Origin of the sequence: Pseudomonas sp. MF6396, assembly GCF_002018915.1 — a bacterium.
GTDB classification, from domain to species: domain Bacteria; phylum Pseudomonadota; class Gammaproteobacteria; order Pseudomonadales; family Pseudomonadaceae; genus Aquipseudomonas; species Aquipseudomonas palmensis.
Map to the genome: position 1 here is coordinate 120,955 of NZ_MVOK01000002.1, position 15,837 is coordinate 136,791.

Genomic DNA, 15,837 nt, shown 5'->3' on the forward strand with positions numbered 1-15,837 from the left:
TGGCTCCTGCAGGTGCTGCGATACCTGTAGGAGCCGGCCTTGCCGGCGAAAGGCTCAACTAATTTTCGCGGCCTGCCGCTTCCCGGGCAACGGCGCAAACAGCGCATCAATGTCTTCATCCGCCAGCTTCCAGTCCCCCGCCTGACGCCCCTCCAGCAAGCCTGCAGCCAGCGCTGCCTTCTCCTGTTGCAACTTCTGGATCTTCTCTTCCACCGTGCCCCGTGTAATCAGCTTGTAGACGAACACCGGCTTGTCCTGGCCGATGCGGTAGGCGCGGTCGGTGGCCTGGTTTTCGGTGGCCGGGTTCCACCACGGGTCATAGTGGATCACCGTGTCGGCCGCGGTGAGGTTGAGGCCGGTGCCGCCCGCTTTGAGGCTGATCAGAAACAGTGGCGTCTGCAGGCTCTGGAACTGCTGCACCGGGGTGCGCCGGTCGCGGGTTTCACCGGTCAGCAGGCTGTAGCGGACGCCACGCTTGTGCAGCTCCTGCTCGATCAGTTCGAGCATCGAGGTGAACTGCGAGAACAGCAGGATGCGTCGCCCTTCGCTGAGCAGTTCGTCGAGCATCTGCATCAGGCTGCCCAGCTTGCCCTTGTCCGAATGGGTGGTTCTTGGCGCAATGCTTTTGACCAGGCGCAGATCGCAGCACACCTGACGCAGCTTGAGCAACGCATCCAGAATCACGATCTGGCTGCGTGCCGCGCCGTTGCGGGTGATTTCCTCGCGGACCTTCCTGTCCATCGCCACCCGCACCGTTTCGTAGGTGTCGCGCTGCGCGTCGCTCAGCTCCACCCAATGCACGATCTCGGTCTTGGCCGGCAGTTCGCGGGCCACCTGTTCCTTGGTGCGGCGCAGCAGGAATGGCTTGATGCGCGCGGCAAGATGCGCCATGCGCTCGACGTCGCCATGGCGTTCGACAGGGGAGCGGTAATCGCGGCTGAAGGCCTTGCTGTCGCCCAGCCAGCCGGGTAGCAGGAAGTGGAAGATCGACCACAGTTCGCCCAGGTTGTTTTCCATCGGTGTGCCGGTCAGGCACAGGCGCTGGTTGGCCTGGATCTCGCGCGCCGCTTCGGCGGCCTTGCTGTTGGCGTTCTTGATGTTCTGCGCTTCATCCAGAATCAGCAGGTGCCAGGGCTGCGCGGTGAAGTGAGCCAGGTCGCGGGGCAGCAGGGCGTAGGTGGTCAGTACCAGGTCGTACTGGTCAAGGTCGGCGAAGTGTCGGGTGCGGCCGGGGCCATGCAGGGCCAACACGCGCAGCTGCGGGGTGAAGTGCTGCGCTTCGTCGAGCCAGTTGGGGATCAGGCTGGTCGGCATCACGGCCAGGGCAGGGCGCTGCAGGCGCCCCGCGTTCTTTTCGGCGAGCAGGTGCGCCAGGGTCTGCAGGGTCTTGCCCAGGCCCATGTCGTCGCCCAGGATCCCGCCGACCTCCAGTTCGCGCAGGGTCTGCAACCAGTTCAGGCCTTCGAGCTGGTAGGGTCGCAGCGTGGCGTTCAGGCCCTCGGGGGCGGCGATGTCGGTACGCCTGGACTCGCGCAGGCGGCGGGTAAAGTCGCGTACCCGGTCGCCGCCGCGCCAGGTCAGCGCCATGTCGTCGATGCTGCTCAGGCGCGCGGCATCCGGCGCTGCCAGGCGCAGCGAAGGCCCGCTGTCATTGCCCAGGTACAGCTCGCCCAGGGTGGCCATCAGCGGCTTGATGCGTGCGTAGGGCAAGGCCACGCGCAGCGCCGGGCTGTCATGGCGGGCGCGGTTCAGGTCGATCAGCAGGTGCTCGTCGTCGCTGCGCCGGGCCAGTTCGCTGGGGCGCAGCAGTTCGGGGTTGCTGCGCAGCAGGTGCAGCACGATCGGCAGCAGGCTGTGGCGCTGGCCGTTGACCACGATGCCCAGCTCCAGGTCGAACCATTCGCGCCCCGGCGCTTCCTCGACATCGGCGTACCAGTCGTCGATGTCATGCAGGTTGAAGGCGAAGTCGGGCCTCACTTCCACCTCCCAGCCGGCTGCACGCAGGGTATCGATGCCGGTGCGGGCGAACTGCAGCCAGGCCTGGTCGTCGGCCATCTGCAGCATTTCGCCGGCGCTGTCGGGCAATGCCTTGCTCTGGCGCGTGGCAACGCTGAAGCCCATTTTCTTCAAGGTCTGGCGCAGCGCCTTTTCGGCGTCTGGCTGACGCTGGATACGCTGGCGGACGTTGCCGTCGATACGGATGACTTCGCTGCTGCTCTTGTCGCTGGTGCGCTGCCCGTCATAGGTGAACGCCAGTGCCGCACGGTGTTGCAACTGGCGCTGCATCTTGCCGGTCTTGGGCATGTAGGCGGTGAATTCGTAGCTGCCCAGGGTGAGGTGCGCAACAGCCGGTACATTTTCGATGACCTGGTTCTGGTAGGTCGCCGTGGCTGGAGGCGGCGGAAAGTCGTTGGCCGTCAGCCGCTCCGTCAGGGTGTACAGCGCCGCTGCGCAATGCTTGCAGTTCTGGCGGACAGGACAGCTGCAGGTGGCGATCAGGAGGGGGTGAACGTCGCCTTCGATCAGCAGGGTCTGCCGGTAGAGGTTGCCGCCGGACCCGTGGCACAGGGTGGTCGCGCCCTTGTCGTCAACCGAAACGAGCCTGACGCGCTTGTTGTCTGCATAGTCAAGCCCTCGGGTGAGGGTCTTGGGGCCGAATTGTTCGCGCCAGAGCTTGCTCTTGAGCGCGCGCTGCAGTGTGGTCGACATGGCTCTACTGTTCCATCATCTCCGCTTCAGCAGGAGAGGTGGTGCGTGTGCCGGCGGCGATCACTTTGAACAGGACCGCCAGGTGCCCGCCATCGAGGAAGGTCAGTTCGTTGTTCTTCACCGTGCTGTTGACCTGCCTGAGCTGTTCGCTCTGGATCACGCTGCCATTGCCATCGAGCTGGTTGACCCAGAAGTTGGCCTGCACTTCGATGAAACGGCCCTGCCTGAGGCTGACATTGCCTTCGACCGGGAAGTGGCCGAACTGCTCCTGGCCCTCGCTGATGGCAACCCGCGACGGTTCGCTGCCTACCTGCTGCTGCCAGGCCTTGTGCAGCAGCACGGTGTAGTTGCTGTCGGCGGCCAGCTTTTCGGCCTGTGCGGTCAGCACCGGCTTGCGCATGTCGTAGTCGCTGGGGGCCTTGGCGCCCTGGCGCCAGTCTTCCGGGGCGAACTGGCTGGTGATCGCGGGCACCGCATTCTGGCGCAGCAGGAACATCTCGACCTGGTACTGGCTGTCGGCAAAGGCGGCCGGCGCAATCAGCGCCAGCAGCAGGGTCAAGCTACGAATTGCACGCATGGATCATCCTTCAAGCAGGTTTCGGGGCGAGTCGTTCGAACAGCGCCTCCACTGTAGTAAAGCGTTCATCGGCGCGTTCCATGGGCACCATGAACTTGAACATCGTCGCGCCTTCGAACTTGTAGCGCTTGGGCTGGCCCTGGATCAGCTTGATCAGCACCAGCGGGTCGACCGGGGTCTCGGCCTCGAATTCCACCCGTCCGCCTTGCGGGCCGGCGTCGACCTTCTTGATGCCCAGCTTCTCGGCCTGCAGCTTGAGCAGGGTCAGGCGCACCAGGTTCTTGGTCGGCTCGGGCAGCAGCCCGAAACGGTCGATCATCTCCACCTGCAGATCCTTCAGGCCATCTTCGTCCACCGCCGAGGCGATGCGCTTGTACAGGATCAGGCGCGCATGCACGTCGGGCAGGTAGTCCTCGGGGATCAGTGCCGGTACGCGCAGGTTGATCTCCGGGCCGCCGCCCAGGGGCTGGTCGAGGTTGGGCTGGGTACCCTTGCGAATCGCCTTGACGGCGCGTTCGAGCATTTCCATGTAGAGGGTGAAGCCCACCGCCTGGATCTGCCCGCTCTGGCCTTCGCCCAGCAGTTCACCGGCGCCGCGGATCTCCAGGTCGTTGGTGGCCAGCACGAAGCCTGCGCCCAGGTCCTGGGTATTGGCGATGGCCTCCAGGCGCTTTTCGGCGTCGGGGGTGATCTGCTGGCGTGGGGGCGTCAGCAGGTAGGCATAGGCCTGGTGGTGGCTGCGCCCCACGCGGCCGCGCAACTGGTGCAGCTGGGCCAGGCCGAACTTGTCGGCACGCTCGATGATGATGGTGTTGGCGCTGGGCACGTCGATGCCGGTCTCGATGATGGTCGAGGCGATCAGCACGTTGAAGCGCTTGTGGTAGAAGTCGCTCATCACCTGTTCGAGTTCGCGTTCGCGCATCTGCCCGTGGCCGATACCGATGCGCGCCTCGGGTACCAGTTCGGCGAGGTCGGCGGCGCACTTCTCGATACTCTTCACGTCGTTGTGCAGGTAGTACACCTGGCCGCCACGCAGCAGTTCGCGCAGCAGCGCCTCCTTGATGGTGCTCTTGTTCTGCTCCATCACGAAGGTGCGCACCGACAGCCGGCGTGCCGGCGGGGTGGCGATGATCGACAGGTCGCGCATGCCCGCCACCGCCATGTTCAGCGTGCGCGGGATCGGCGTGGCGGTCAGGGTCAGGATGTCGACTTCGCTGCGCAGCGCCTTGAGCTGCTCTTTCTGGCGCACGCCGAACCGGTGTTCCTCGTCGATGATGACCAGGCCCAGGTCCTTGAACTTGACGTCGTCCTGCAGCAGCTTGTGGGTGCCGATGACGATGTCGATCTTGCCTTCGGCGAGGTCCGCCACGGCGGCACCGACTTCCTTGGCCGACTTGAAGCGGCTCATCACTTCGACGGTTACCGGCCAGTCGGCAAAGCGGTCGCGGAAGCTGTTGTAGTGCTGCTGGGCGAGCAAGGTGGTGGGCACCAGGATCGCGACCTGGCGCCCGCCGTGCACGGCGATGAAGGCGGCACGCATGGCCACTTCGGTCTTGCCGAAGCCGACATCGCCGCACACCAGGCGGTCCATCGGCTTGGCGGCGAGCATGTCCTCGCGTACCGCTTCGATGGCCGACTGCTGGTCCGGGGTTTCCTCGAACGGGAAGCCGGCACTGAAGGTGGCGTAGTCTACCGACGGGTCGGCAAACGCATAGCCCTTGCGCGCGGCGCGCCGGGCATAGATGTCGAGCAGCTCGGCAGCCACGTCGCGCACTTGTTCGGCCGCCTTGCGCTTGGCCTTCTGCCAGGTCTCGGAGCCCAGACGGTGCAGCGGTGCCAGCGCATCGTCGCTGCCGGTGTAGCGCGCGATCAGGTGCAGGTTGGCCACCGGCACGTACAGCTTGGCGCCTTCGGCGTATTCAAGGGTGAGAAACTCGGCGGCCTGGCCGTCGATCTCCAGTGTCGCCAGGCCCAGGTAGCGGCCCACGCCATGGTCGATATGCACCACCGGGGCGCCTTCGCGCAGCTCGGTAAGGTTCTTGATCACAGCGTCGTTGTTGACGTCGCTGCGCTTTTCGCGGCGCCGACGCTGCATCACGCGCTGGCCGAACAGCGGGCTCTCGGCAACCAGAGCCAGGGCCGGATCGTCCAGCAGCAGGCCGTCGTCCAGTGGTGCGATGGTGATTGCCAGGCGCTGCTTGCTGGCGACGAACTCGTGCCAGCCATCGACGGTTTGCGGGCGCAGTTTCAGGCGTTCGAGCAGTTCCAGCAGCACTTCGCGGCGCCCGGCCGATTCGGCGGTGAACAGCACGCGGCCGGGGAATTGCTCGAGAAACCCCGACAGCGCCGCCAGGGGCTGGTTGGCCTTGGCTTCGATGGCGAGGTTGGGCAGCGTCTGCGCGGCAAAGCGCTCGCGGCCGGGGCCGGCGTCGATGTCGTCCTGGCTGACCACCACCCGTGGCCAGCCCTTGAGCCGGGCGAAGCAGTCTTCCACCGGCATGAACAGCTCGGCAGGCGGCAGCAGAGGGCGGTTAGGGTCGATGCGCCGCTCTTCATAGCGGTTGCGTACATCGCTCCAGAAGTGCTCGGCGGCCTGTTCCACACCGGGCAGGGAGAACACCTGGGTGTTTTCCGGCAAGTAGTCGAACAGGGTCGAGGTTTCTTCGAAAAACAGCGGCAGGTAGTACTCGATGCCGGCCGGCACGATACCGCTGCTCAGGTCCTGGAAGATCGGGCTGCGGCGAAAATCCACGTCGAAGCGTTCGCGAAAGCGCGCTTTGAAGCGGGTGACTTCGTCTTTTTGCAGCGGGAACTCGCGGGCCGGGAGCAGGCGTACCGAGTCGACCTTGTCGATCGAGCGCTGGCTCTCCGGGTCGAAGGTGCGCAGGGTCTCGATCTCGTCATCGAACAGGTCGATGCGGTACGGCAGCTTGCTGCCCATCGGGAACAGGTCGATCAGGGCACCGCGCACGGCGAACTCGCCATGCTCGTACACGGTGTCGACGCAGCGGTAGCCGCTGGCCTCCAGGCGCGTGCGCATCTGTTCCACATCCAGCTTCTGGCCGATGTCCAGCACCAGGCTGCTGCCCAGCAGAAAGCGCGTGGGCGCCAGGCGGTGCAGTGCGGTGGTGATCGGCACCACGAGGATGCCGTGGTCCAGCTCCGGCAACCGGTACAGGCTGGCGATCCGCTGCGAAATGATGTCCTGGTGCGGCGAGAACAGGTCGTAGGGCAGGGTTTCCCAGTCGGGGAACGGCAGCACGGCCAGTTCCGGGGCGAAGAAACGCAGCTCCTGCTCCAGCCGGTCGGCGCTCTGGCTGTCGGCGGTCAGCAGCAGGGTGAAGCGCTTCGCGGCGCTGGCGGCCTCGGCGATGGCCAGGCTCAGGGCGGCACCGGGCAGGTTGCCCCAGGTGTGTTTGCCGGCACTGGCCGGCAGGTGAGGTAGACGCAGAACAGGCACGGGAGGTCGAGCTCCAAGCGTTGCGACAAAACGCCGATTGTACCGGGCGCGGGGCATTGCTGTCAGGTTTCAGCCGCCTGAATGTGGGGCCCGGATCATGCCGTGCGGCGCCGGCGACAGGCGCTCATTGCTCGAAGCGACGCGGGGCGTCATAATGTAGCCCCTTTTTTCTGTCCCTACATGTGGAAGGTTCCCGTGACTCAGAAGCCCGACCAGTGTCTTGGTGAGTGGATCGATCGTGAAGCGCTTGCAGAAGCGATGATCCCGCTTATCGGTCAGCTCTACCGCAATAACAATGTGGTGAGCTCGATCTATGGCCGTAGCCTGATCAACCGTTCGGTGATCGCGATCCTCAAAGCCCACCGCTTTGCCCGTCATCGCCAGACCGACGAAACCGAACTGTCTGTCCACGAGACATTCCCGCTGCTCAAGGCCATGAGCGAGCTCAAGCTGGGCGCCGCTTCGGTCGACCTGGGCAAGCTGGCCAACAAGTTCAAGCAAGAAGGCAACGGCCGCAGCGCCGAGCAGTTCGTGCGTGAAGAAATGGCCGACGTGGTTGGCCAGCAGAACGCCTCCGCACGCAAGGGCACCGACGTGGTCCTGTACGGCTTCGGTCGTATCGGCCGTCTGCTGGCGCGTATCCTGATCGAGAAGACCGGTGGTGGCGACGGCCTGCGCCTGCGTGCCATCGTGGTACGCAAGGGCGCCGAGAACGACCTGATCAAGCGTGCCAGCCTGCTGCGTCGCGACTCGGTGCACGGTCCGTTCGATGGCACCATCACCATCGACGAAGAAAACAACACCATCACCGCCAACGGCAACCTGATCCAGGTTATCTACGCGAAGAACCCGAGCGAAGTCGACTATACCCAGTACGGTATCGAGAACGCCCTGGTGGTCGACAACACCGGCGTCTGGCGCGATGCCGACGGCCTGGGCCAGCACCTGGCCTGCCCGGGTGCCGCACGCGTTATCCTCACCGCACCGGGCAAGGGCGCGCTGAAGAACATCGTGCACGGTATCAACCACGCCGACATCAGCCCTGACGACAAGATCATCTCGGCGGCTTCCTGCACCACCAACGCCATCGTGCCGGTGCTCAAGGCAGTCAACGACAAGTTCGGCATCGTCAACGGTCACGTCGAAACCGTTCACTCGTACACCAACGACCAGAACCTGATCGACAACTTCCACAAGGGCAGCCGCCGTGGTCGTTCCGCTGCGCTGAACATGGTCATCACCGAGACCGGCGCCGCCACTGCCGCCGCCAAGGCGCTGCCAGTGCTCAAGGGCAAGCTGACCGGTAACGCGATCCGCGTTCCGACGCCGAACGTCTCGATGGCGATCCTGAACCTGAACCTGGAAAAGGCCACCAGCCGCGACGAGATCAACGAGTACCTGCGCCAGATGGCCATGCACTCGGACCTGCACAAGCAGATCGACTTCGTCAGCTCGCAGGAAGTGGTTTCCAGCGACTTCGTCGGCTCGCGTCACGCCGGTGTGGTCGATGCCGAGGCCACCATCTGCAACGACAACCGCGTTGTACTGTACGTTTGGTACGACAACGAGTTCGGTTACAGCTGCCAGGTAGTGCGCGTGATGGAAGACATGGCCGGGGTCAACCCGCCAGCGTTCCCACGCTAAGCATTACGTTGCGTTGAAAGAACGGGAGCCTGCGGGTTCCCGTTTTTTTTGGCTTCAGAAAAGGAGGCGTCGTGTGAAAAAGGGATGGGCTGCGCTGCCTGCCCTGGTGGCATTGCTGGCCGGTTGCGAGCACAGGGATTCGATCGAGCGCATCAGTGGCCCGACCATGGGCAGCAGCTACACCGTGCAGTACGTGCGCAAGGCCGGCGGCCCGACGCCTGGGCAGGTGCAGCAGGAGGTCGAGGCGATCCTGCAGGGCATCGACCAGCGCTTTTCCACCTACCGCAGCGATTCACTGGTGGGGCAGTTCAACCAGTTGCCCGCCCACCGCTGCCAGGCGATGCCGGCCGACGTGCTGCAGCTTGTGCGGGTAGGTGAGCAGCTCTCGCGCCAGAGTGACGGTGCCTTCGATCTCACGGTGGAGCCGCTGCTCGACCTGTGGGGCTTCGGCCCCCAGGCGCGTGAAGAGAAGGTGCCCGATGCCCGGCGGCTGGCGCAGGTGCGCGAGCGAGTGGGGTATACCTACTTGCGTATCGAAGGCCAGCAACTGTGCAAGGACGCTGGCGTCGAGGTCGACTTCAACAGCATCGCCGCCGGGCATGCGGTCGACCTGATCGTGGCACGGATGCAAGCCCTGGGGGTCGAAAGCTTTCTGGTGGAAGCTACCGGTGAGCTCAAGGCAATGGGGCGCAAGCCCGATGGCAGTGCCTGGCGCATTGCACTCGAACTGCCGCGCGACGATCTTCAGATAGCCCAACAGGTGTTGCCGCTGGAGGGGTACGGGGTGTCCACGTCGGGTGACTACCGCAATTATTTCGAGGAGAATGGCCAGCGTTATTCGCATACCTTCGATGCGCGCCTGGGCACCCCGGTTGCCCATGCGTTGGCGGCGGTGACGGTGCTGGCGCCCACTGCGCTGATGGCTGACGGGTACTCGACCCTGTTGCTGATCTTGGGCCCGGAGCAGGGTTGGCGCTTCGCGGTCGAGCATCGGATTGCGGCAGTGTTCGTGAATCGGGTCGAGGGTGGGTTCGTTTCCCGGGCCACGCCAGCATTCAACAGCATTGCGGGGAAATGAAAGGCTTCGCCAGCAAGGCGGCCTACATGTAGTGCAGAGAAAAATAGCCTACGACGCGACCAAGGGTTAATGTGCGCGGCGTTCAAGCTTGATTAGACTGCACCCGAATTTTTGCATGGCGCCGATGGCGGCATGATGTAGCCCCGGAGGTCAATCTGGCGTCCGGGCCTGTTCTGAAGGAGTACGCATGGCTGTCTACAACTACGACGTAGTGGTGCTGGGTTCCGGCCCGGCAGGAGAAGGGGCGGCAATGAACGCCGCCAAAGCAGGACGCAAGGTAGCGATGGTCGATAGCCGTCGCCAGGTCGGCGGTAACTGCACCCATCTGGGCACCATCCCGTCCAAGGCCCTGCGTCACTCGGTGCGCCAGATCATGCAGTTCAACACCAACCCGATGTTCCGGGCCATCGGTGAGCCGCGCTGGTTCTCCTTCCCCGACGTGCTCAAAAGCGCCGAGAAGGTCATCTCCAAGCAGGTCGCCTCGCGCACTGGCTACTACGCCCGCAACCGCGTCGACGTGTTCTTCGGCACCGGCAGCTTCGCCGACGAGCAGACCATCGAAGTGGTCTGCGCCAACGGTGTGGTCGAGAAGCTGGTAGCCAAGCACATCATCATCGCCACCGGCTCGCGCCCGTATCGCCCGGCCGATATCGATTTCCATCACCCGCGCATCTACGATAGCGACACCATCCTGAGCCTGGGCCACACCCCGCGCAAACTGATCGTGTACGGCGCCGGCGTCATCGGCTGCGAGTACGCCTCGATCTTCAGCGGCCTGGGCGTGCTGGTGGAACTGGTGGACAACCGCGGCCAGCTGCTGAGCTTCCTGGACTCGGAAATCTCCCAGGCCCTGAGCTATCACTTCAGCAACAACAACATCACCGTGCGCCACAACGAAGAGTACGAGCGCGTCGAAGGCCTGGACAACGGTGTGATCCTGCACCTGAAGTCGGGCAAGAAGATCAAGGCCGACGCCTTGCTGTGGTGCAACGGGCGTACCGGCAACACCGACCGCCTGGGCCTGGAAAACATCGGCGTGAAGGTCAACAGCCGTGGCCAGATCGAAGTGGACGAGGCCTACCGCACCTGCGTGCCGAACATCTATGGTGCCGGTGACGTGATCGGCTGGCCAAGCCTGGCCAGTGCCGCCCACGACCAGGGCCGCTCGGCCGCCGGCAGCATCGTCGACAATGGCAGCTGGCGCTTCGTCAACGACGTGCCCACCGGCATCTACACCATTCCGGAGATCAGCTCGATCGGCAAGAACGAGCAGGAGCTGACCCAGGCCAAGGTGCCGTACGAAGTGGGCAAGGCGTTCTTCAAGGGCATGGCCCGGGCGCAGATCGCCGGCGAGCCGCAAGGCATGCTCAAGATCCTGTTCCACCGCGAGACGCTGCAGATTCTCGGCGTGCACTGCTTCGGCTACCAGGCCTCGGAGATCGTGCACATCGGTCAGGCGATCATGGGCCAGCCGGGCGAGCAGAACACGTTGAAGTACTTCGTCAACACCACCTTCAACTACCCGACCATGGCCGAAGCCTATCGGGTTGCCGCCTACGACGGTCTCAACCGGCTTTTTTGAGCGGCTCCGGCCGGTGGCCTGAGCCGGCCGGGGAGACCGATTTCAGCGATTCTCGAGGGTGGCGCTGGCCAAACCGGGAAAGTCTGTAATCAGGCTGTCTACGCCGAAGTCGGCGAGTCGGAGCATCAGCGCCGGCTCGTTGACTGTCCACACCGACACATGCAACCCCTGACGCTGGGCCTTGGCCAGGCGCTCGGGGGTGCAGTGCGTCCAGTTCAGCGCCAGCAGTTCGCAACCGTAGTTCTGCGCGACCTTCAACGGGTCGAGCCAGGTGTATTCCGCGACCAGCCCGCGGGACACGTCCGGGGTCAGCTCCAGGGCGGCGCCCAGCACCTCCCGCGAGCTTGAGGTGATGGTGACCTTGTCCAGCAGGCCGAAGCGCTGGGCCATTTCGCGAATCGCCAGCACCGTGGTGGCAGCGCGGGTGCGCGAGGCACTCTTGACCTCCAGCTGCCAGTGGTCGAAATCACATTTCTCGAACAGCTCTTCCAGGCGTGGAATCGGGCAGGGGTTGACCCAGCCCGGGCCGCCCTTGCGCGCATCGTAGGTCACCAGGTCGGCGGCGCTGTGCTCCACCACCTTGCCGCCACGGCCGGTGGTGCGCTTGAGGCTGGGGTCATGAATGACCATCAGCTCGTTGTCGGCGGACAGGTGCAGGTCCAGCTCGCAACGGCGAACGCCGTGGCTCAGGCATTGCTGGAAACTGGTCAGGGTATTCTCGGGGGCTTCGCCCTTGGCGCCGCGGTGGCCGTAAATCAGGGTCACGTTCGTTCCTTCAAGCAAGACGGAAAATCAGGAGGCAGGCGGGGTGTTCTGTTCCAGTGCCTGGCGGCGTTGCAGTGCCTGTTTCTGCAGGATATAGCGCGCCAGCAACTGGCGCTGGGCGTCGGTCATCTCGACGAATTCGGCGCCGATGTCGAACAGGCCGTCAGCGGCCTTGTCGCAGTGGGTCACCTTGGCCCGCAGCAGCAGGCCCAGGGCCTGGGGCATCAGCACCATCTTCACCGAGACGCGGCTGCCGGCGGTGATGGCCTGGGCCTGGTGCACCTCGACGCCACCTTCGGAGAGAGTCACCGGGCGCGCCTCGCCGATCTGCCCCAGCAGGGTTTGCGCAACCACGGCGCTGAGCAGGTCGATGCGTTTGTTCTGGGCCTTGAGAAAGGCTGCCAGGGTGCGGTCCTTGTCACTGAGCTGGCGCAGCAGGTGCTGGGACTCGAACTCGCTCAGGTGCAGTTCGCTGAGCAGGTTGAAGAGTGGTGAAGCATCTTGCAACAACTCGCCGCCCAAGGCCTCGGCGGCGCTCAGAGGGGTAATTTCCAGTGCGATCCTGTCCTCGATACGGTAGTATTCGCGGCGATCTTCTTCATCTAATGTCGACATGGCGAACCCATGGTAGCGGCGGTGGTCTGAGTGTAAAGCTGCTATTCAAGCCCCGCCACAAGGACGTTCCTCTTTCCTCCGAACAAGCCCCGACATGTTCAGACCTCTTTTCGTATTTATCGGTACGCGTTACACCCGTGCCAAACGTCGCAATCACTTCGTCTCGTTCATTTCGCTGACCTCGATGATCGGCCTCGCCCTGGGCGTGGTGGTGATGATCGTGGTGCTGTCGGTGATGAATGGCTTCGATCATGAAATGCGTACCCGCGTATTGGGCATGGTGCCCCATGCCACCCTCGAGACCGGACAGCCGATCAGCGACTGGCCAGCCCTTGCCGATACAGTAAAGCAGAACCCGGCGGTGCTGGCGGTGGCGCCGTTCACCCAGATGCAGGGCCTGCTGACCCATGACGGCAAGGTACAGAAGGTGCTGCTCAACGGTATTGACCCGGCGCAAGAGCGCAAGGTGTCGATCATCGACGACTTCGTGCGCGAGGGTAAGCTCGACGCACTCGCGCCGGGCAGCTTCGGCATCATGATCGGCGACAAGGCCGCAGCCAAGCTGGGCGTGGGCATCGGCGACAAGCTGACCTTCGTCGCCCCAGAGGTCACCGTGACCCCGGCCGGCATGTTCCCGCGCATGAAGCGCTTCACCGTGGTCGGCATCTTCCACGTGGGCGCCGGCGAGATCGACGGCTACCTGGGCCTGACCAACCTGTCGGACCTGTCGCGCCTGCACCGCTGGAAGGCCGACCAGGTGCAGGGCCTGCGCCTGAAGTTCGACGACCTGTTCCAGGCACCCCGCGAGGCCTGGAACATCGCCCAGAAGCTGGGCGAGCACGAGTTCTACGCCCGTGACTGGACCCGCAGCCACGGCAACCTGTACCAGGCCATCCGCATGGAAAAAGCCATGATCGGCCTGCTGTTGCTGCTGATTGTCGCGGTGGCGGCGTTCAACATCATTTCCACCCTGGTGATGGTGGTCAACGACAAGAAGGGCGACATCGCCATCCTGCGCACGCTGGGCTCCACGCCGGGTCAGATCATGGCCATCTTCATGGTGCAGGGCACCGTGATCGGCGTGGTCGGCACCCTGATCGGCGCCGTGGTCGGCATCGCCGCCGCGCTCAACGTGAGTGCAGCGATTGCCGGCCTCGAGCGGTTGATGGGGCACAAGTTCCTCAACGCCGACGTGTACTTCATCGACTACCTGCCGTCCCAGGTCATGGCCGAAGACGTGTGGATGGTCTGCGGTGCGGCGCTGGTCCTGAGTTTCCTCGCCACCCTGTATCCGGCCTGGCGTGCGGCGCGCACCCAGCCTGCGGAGGCGCTACGTTATGAGTGAGTTGGGCATGAGTGATAAAGCAGTGCTGAGTTGCCGCAACCTGGGCAAATCCTACGAGGAAGGCCCGGAGTCGGTGCAAGTGTTGTCGGGCCTGCAGCTGGAGCTGCACCCGGGTGAGCGCGTGGCGATCGTCGGCAGTTCGGGGTCGGGCAAGAGTACCTTGCTCAACCTGCTGGGTGGCCTCGATACCCCGACCCAGGGCAGCGTATGGCTGGCCGGTGAAGAACTGTCGGCGCTGGGCGAGCGTGCACGTGGCCTGCTGCGCAACCGCGCACTGGGCTTCGTCTACCAGTTCCACCACCTGCTGCCGGAGTTCACCGCGCTGGAGAACGTGTGCATGCCGCTGCTGATCGGCCGCACGCCGATCCCCGAGGCGCGCGAACGTGCCGAGGCGCTGCTCACGCGTGTCGGCCTGGGCCATCGCCTGACGCACAAGCCATCCGAGCTGTCCGGCGGCGAGCGTCAGCGCGTGGCGATTGCCCGGGCGCTGGTCAACCGGCCCGGGCTGGTGATGCTCGACGAGCCTACCGGCAACCTCGACCACCACACCGCACAGGGCATCCAGGACCTGATGCAGGAGCTGAGCAGCTCCTCGCAGACCGCGTTCCTGGTGGTGACCCACGACCTCAACCTGGCGCGGCAGATGGACCGTGTGCTGCGCCTGGAAGACGGGCGTCTGGTTTCGATCTGACCTGGCAGTACAGGTGGCCCGCCGTGCATGGCGGGCCCCTTGTCTCTTTTCTTTACCTGGGTGCTTCAGTTCATGTTCAGACCCTTGTCAATTTTCATCGGTGCGCGTTACACCCGTGCCAAGCGCCGCAACCACTTCATCTCGTTCATCTCGATGACCTCGATGATCGGCCTGTCCCTGGGCGTGCTGGCGATGATCGTGGTGCTGTCGGTGATGAACGGCTTCCAGCGTGAAATGAGTGCGCGGATCCTGGGCATGGTGCCGCATGCCGCCGTGCTGGGCGCCCAGCCGTTGGACAACTGGCAGGCGGTGGCCGATGCCGCGTTGAAGAACCCCGAAGTGCTGGCCGCTGCGCCGCTGACCGAGATGGAAGGCATGCTCTCCTACAAGGGCGCGATGCAGCCGATCCAGATCAGCGGCATCGACCCTGCGCAGGAAGGCAAGGTCTCGATCGTGGCCGACCACATCGTTCAGGGCCGGCTCGACGACCTAAAGCCGGGCGAGTTCGGCGTGGTGGTAGGCGAGATGACGGCGCGTCGGTTTGGCCTCAGGGTCGGTGACAAGCTGACCCTGATCGTGCCCGAGGTGAGCACCGCGCCCGGCGGCATCACCCCGCGCATGCAGCGCCTCAACGTGGTCGGCGTGTTCAAGGTGGGCGCCGAGCTGGATGGCTCCATGGGCCTGATCCACATGGCCGATGCGGCGAGCATGCAGCGCTGGGCGCCGAACCAGGTGCAGGGCGTGCGGCTCAAGGTCAAGGACCTGTATGCCGCGCCGCAGGTGTCCAGGGCGATAGTGGGCGAACTGGGCGAGCAGTACCGTGCCGATGACTGGACCCACACCCAGGGCAGCCTGTTCAGTGCCATGAAGATGGAAAAGACCATGATCGGCCTGCTGCTGATGATGATCATTGCGGTGGCGGCGTTCAACATCATCGCCACCCTGATCATGGTGGTGAACGACAAGGGCGCGGACATCGCCATCCTGCGTACCATCGGCGCGACGCCGGCGCAGATAATGGGTACGTTCATGGTGCAGGGCAGCCTGATCGGTGTGGTGGGCACCTTGATCGGTGGTGTGCTCGGTGTGATCGCGGCGCTCAATGTGAGCCAGATCGTCGGCTGGCTGGAGCGGGTCAGCGGGCAGCATATCTTTACCTCGGACGTGTACTTCATCAGTACGCTGCCATCGGAACTGCAATGGGGCGATGTGGCGCTGATCTGCACGGCGGGGTTGGTGATGAGCTTTCTGGCCACCCTGTATCCGGCGTGGCGTGCTTCGCAGGTCGAGCCGGCGTACGCCTTGCGGTACGAGTGATGCCACCGCTCTTGTAGGAGCCGGCGTTTCCGGCGAAGCGGACACACTGCCTGG

11 protein-coding genes are annotated in these 15,837 nt (G+C 64.3%); 6 read left to right on the forward strand and 5 right to left on the reverse strand.

Annotated elements, in window-relative coordinates:
- Nucleotides 1-54: 54 nt before the first annotated feature.
- Genes MF6396_RS02170 through mfd form a run of 3 tightly spaced genes read right to left on the reverse strand, consistent with a single transcriptional unit; the run spans nucleotide 55 to nucleotide 6,746 of the window.
- Nucleotides 55-2,709, reverse strand: coding sequence for a DEAD/DEAH box helicase (locus MF6396_RS02170; protein ID WP_078479604.1), 2,655 nt, complete (start codon nucleotides 2,707-2,709; stop codon nucleotides 55-57).
- 4 nt (nucleotides 2,710-2,713) lie between these two features.
- The gene (locus MF6396_RS02175; RefSeq protein ID WP_078479605.1) at nucleotides 2,714-3,286 is read right to left on the reverse strand and encodes a CsiV family protein; all 573 of its coding nucleotides are present in this window, start codon (nucleotides 3,284-3,286) and stop codon (nucleotides 2,714-2,716) included.
- A gap of 10 nt (nucleotides 3,287-3,296) precedes the next feature.
- Nucleotides 3,297-6,746: a transcription-repair coupling factor gene (mfd, locus tag MF6396_RS02180; protein WP_043864558.1), complete on the reverse strand. Its 3,450-nt coding sequence runs from the start codon at nucleotides 6,744-6,746 to the stop codon at nucleotides 3,297-3,299.
- A 180-nt stretch (nucleotides 6,747-6,926) separates the two neighbouring features.
- Between mfd and MF6396_RS02185 the strand changes: the two genes are divergently transcribed.
- The 3 genes from MF6396_RS02185 (at nucleotide 6,927) to sthA (ending at nucleotide 11,050) form a co-directional block, all read left to right on the forward strand.
- Entirely contained in the window at nucleotides 6,927-8,390 is a 1,464-nt protein-coding gene (locus tag MF6396_RS02185) for a glyceraldehyde-3-phosphate dehydrogenase (RefSeq protein ID WP_043864557.1), read from the forward strand.
- 166 nt (nucleotides 8,391-8,556) lie between these two features.
- Nucleotides 8,557-9,468 carry an FAD:protein FMN transferase gene (locus MF6396_RS02190; protein ID WP_078479715.1) on the forward strand — a complete coding sequence of 304 codons (912 nt, stop codon included), beginning with the start codon at nucleotides 8,557-8,559 and terminating at the stop codon, nucleotides 9,466-9,468.
- 187 nt (nucleotides 9,469-9,655) lie between these two features.
- The gene (gene sthA, locus MF6396_RS02195) at nucleotides 9,656-11,050 is read left to right on the forward strand and encodes a Si-specific NAD(P)(+) transhydrogenase (protein ID WP_043864555.1); all 1,395 of its coding nucleotides are present in this window, start codon (nucleotides 9,656-9,658) and stop codon (nucleotides 11,048-11,050) included.
- 42 nt (nucleotides 11,051-11,092) lie between these two features.
- Here the strand turns inward: sthA and MF6396_RS02200 are convergent, their stop codons facing one another.
- On the reverse strand, nucleotides 11,093-11,815 hold the full coding sequence (locus MF6396_RS02200) for a glycerophosphodiester phosphodiesterase (protein WP_078479606.1): 723 nt from the start codon (nucleotides 11,813-11,815) through the stop codon (nucleotides 11,093-11,095).
- A gap of 27 nt (nucleotides 11,816-11,842) precedes the next feature.
- The gene (locus tag MF6396_RS02205) at nucleotides 11,843-12,430 is read right to left on the reverse strand and encodes a PilZ domain-containing protein (protein WP_043864553.1); all 588 of its coding nucleotides are present in this window, start codon (nucleotides 12,428-12,430) and stop codon (nucleotides 11,843-11,845) included.
- Nucleotides 12,431-12,524: 94 nt separating this feature from the next.
- On the opposite strand from MF6396_RS02205, the gene MF6396_RS02210 reads away from it, so the two are divergent.
- The 3 genes from MF6396_RS02210 to MF6396_RS02220 all read left to right on the forward strand — a co-directional run bounded on the left by MF6396_RS02210 (nucleotide 12,525) and on the right by MF6396_RS02220 (nucleotide 15,783).
- Nucleotides 12,525-13,775 (forward strand): lipoprotein-releasing ABC transporter permease subunit, encoded by a 1,251-nt coding sequence (locus MF6396_RS02210; RefSeq protein WP_054916186.1) that lies wholly within the window; start codon nucleotides 12,525-12,527, stop codon nucleotides 13,773-13,775.
- Nucleotides 13,776-13,782: 7 nt separating this feature from the next.
- On the forward strand, nucleotides 13,783-14,466 hold the full coding sequence (gene lolD / locus MF6396_RS02215; protein ID WP_173925058.1) for a lipoprotein-releasing ABC transporter ATP-binding protein LolD: 684 nt from the start codon (nucleotides 13,783-13,785) through the stop codon (nucleotides 14,464-14,466).
- A gap of 72 nt (nucleotides 14,467-14,538) precedes the next feature.
- Nucleotides 14,539-15,783: a lipoprotein-releasing ABC transporter permease subunit gene (locus MF6396_RS02220; RefSeq protein WP_043864660.1), complete on the forward strand. Its 1,245-nt coding sequence runs from the start codon at nucleotides 14,539-14,541 to the stop codon at nucleotides 15,781-15,783.
- The last annotated feature ends 54 nt before the right edge of the window (nucleotides 15,784-15,837 follow it).

What these genes read in the sequence shown, in the direction of transcription:
- MF6396_RS02170 (WP_078479604.1), bottom strand. Translation starts at nt 2,709, where the DNA reads ATGTCGACCACACTGCAGCGCGCGCTCAAGAGCAAGCTCTGGCGCGAA.
- MF6396_RS02175 (WP_078479605.1), bottom strand. Translation starts at nt 3,286, where the DNA reads ATGCGTGCAATTCGTAGCTTGACCCTGCTGCTGGCGCTGATTGCGCCG.
- MF6396_RS02185 (WP_043864557.1), top strand. Translation starts at nt 6,927, where the DNA reads ATGTGGAAGGTTCCCGTGACTCAGAAGCCCGACCAGTGTCTTGGTGAG.
- MF6396_RS02190 (WP_078479715.1), top strand. Translation starts at nt 8,557, where the DNA reads ATGGGCAGCAGCTACACCGTGCAGTACGTGCGCAAGGCCGGCGGCCCG.
- sthA (WP_043864555.1), top strand. Translation starts at nt 9,656, where the DNA reads ATGGCTGTCTACAACTACGACGTAGTGGTGCTGGGTTCCGGCCCGGCA.
- MF6396_RS02205 (WP_043864553.1), bottom strand. Translation starts at nt 12,430, where the DNA reads ATGTCGACATTAGATGAAGAAGATCGCCGCGAATACTACCGTATCGAG.
- MF6396_RS02210 (WP_054916186.1), top strand. Translation starts at nt 12,525, where the DNA reads ATGTTCAGACCTCTTTTCGTATTTATCGGTACGCGTTACACCCGTGCC.
- lolD (WP_173925058.1), top strand. Translation starts at nt 13,783, where the DNA reads ATGAGTGATAAAGCAGTGCTGAGTTGCCGCAACCTGGGCAAATCCTAC.
- MF6396_RS02220 (WP_043864660.1), top strand. Translation starts at nt 14,539, where the DNA reads ATGTTCAGACCCTTGTCAATTTTCATCGGTGCGCGTTACACCCGTGCC.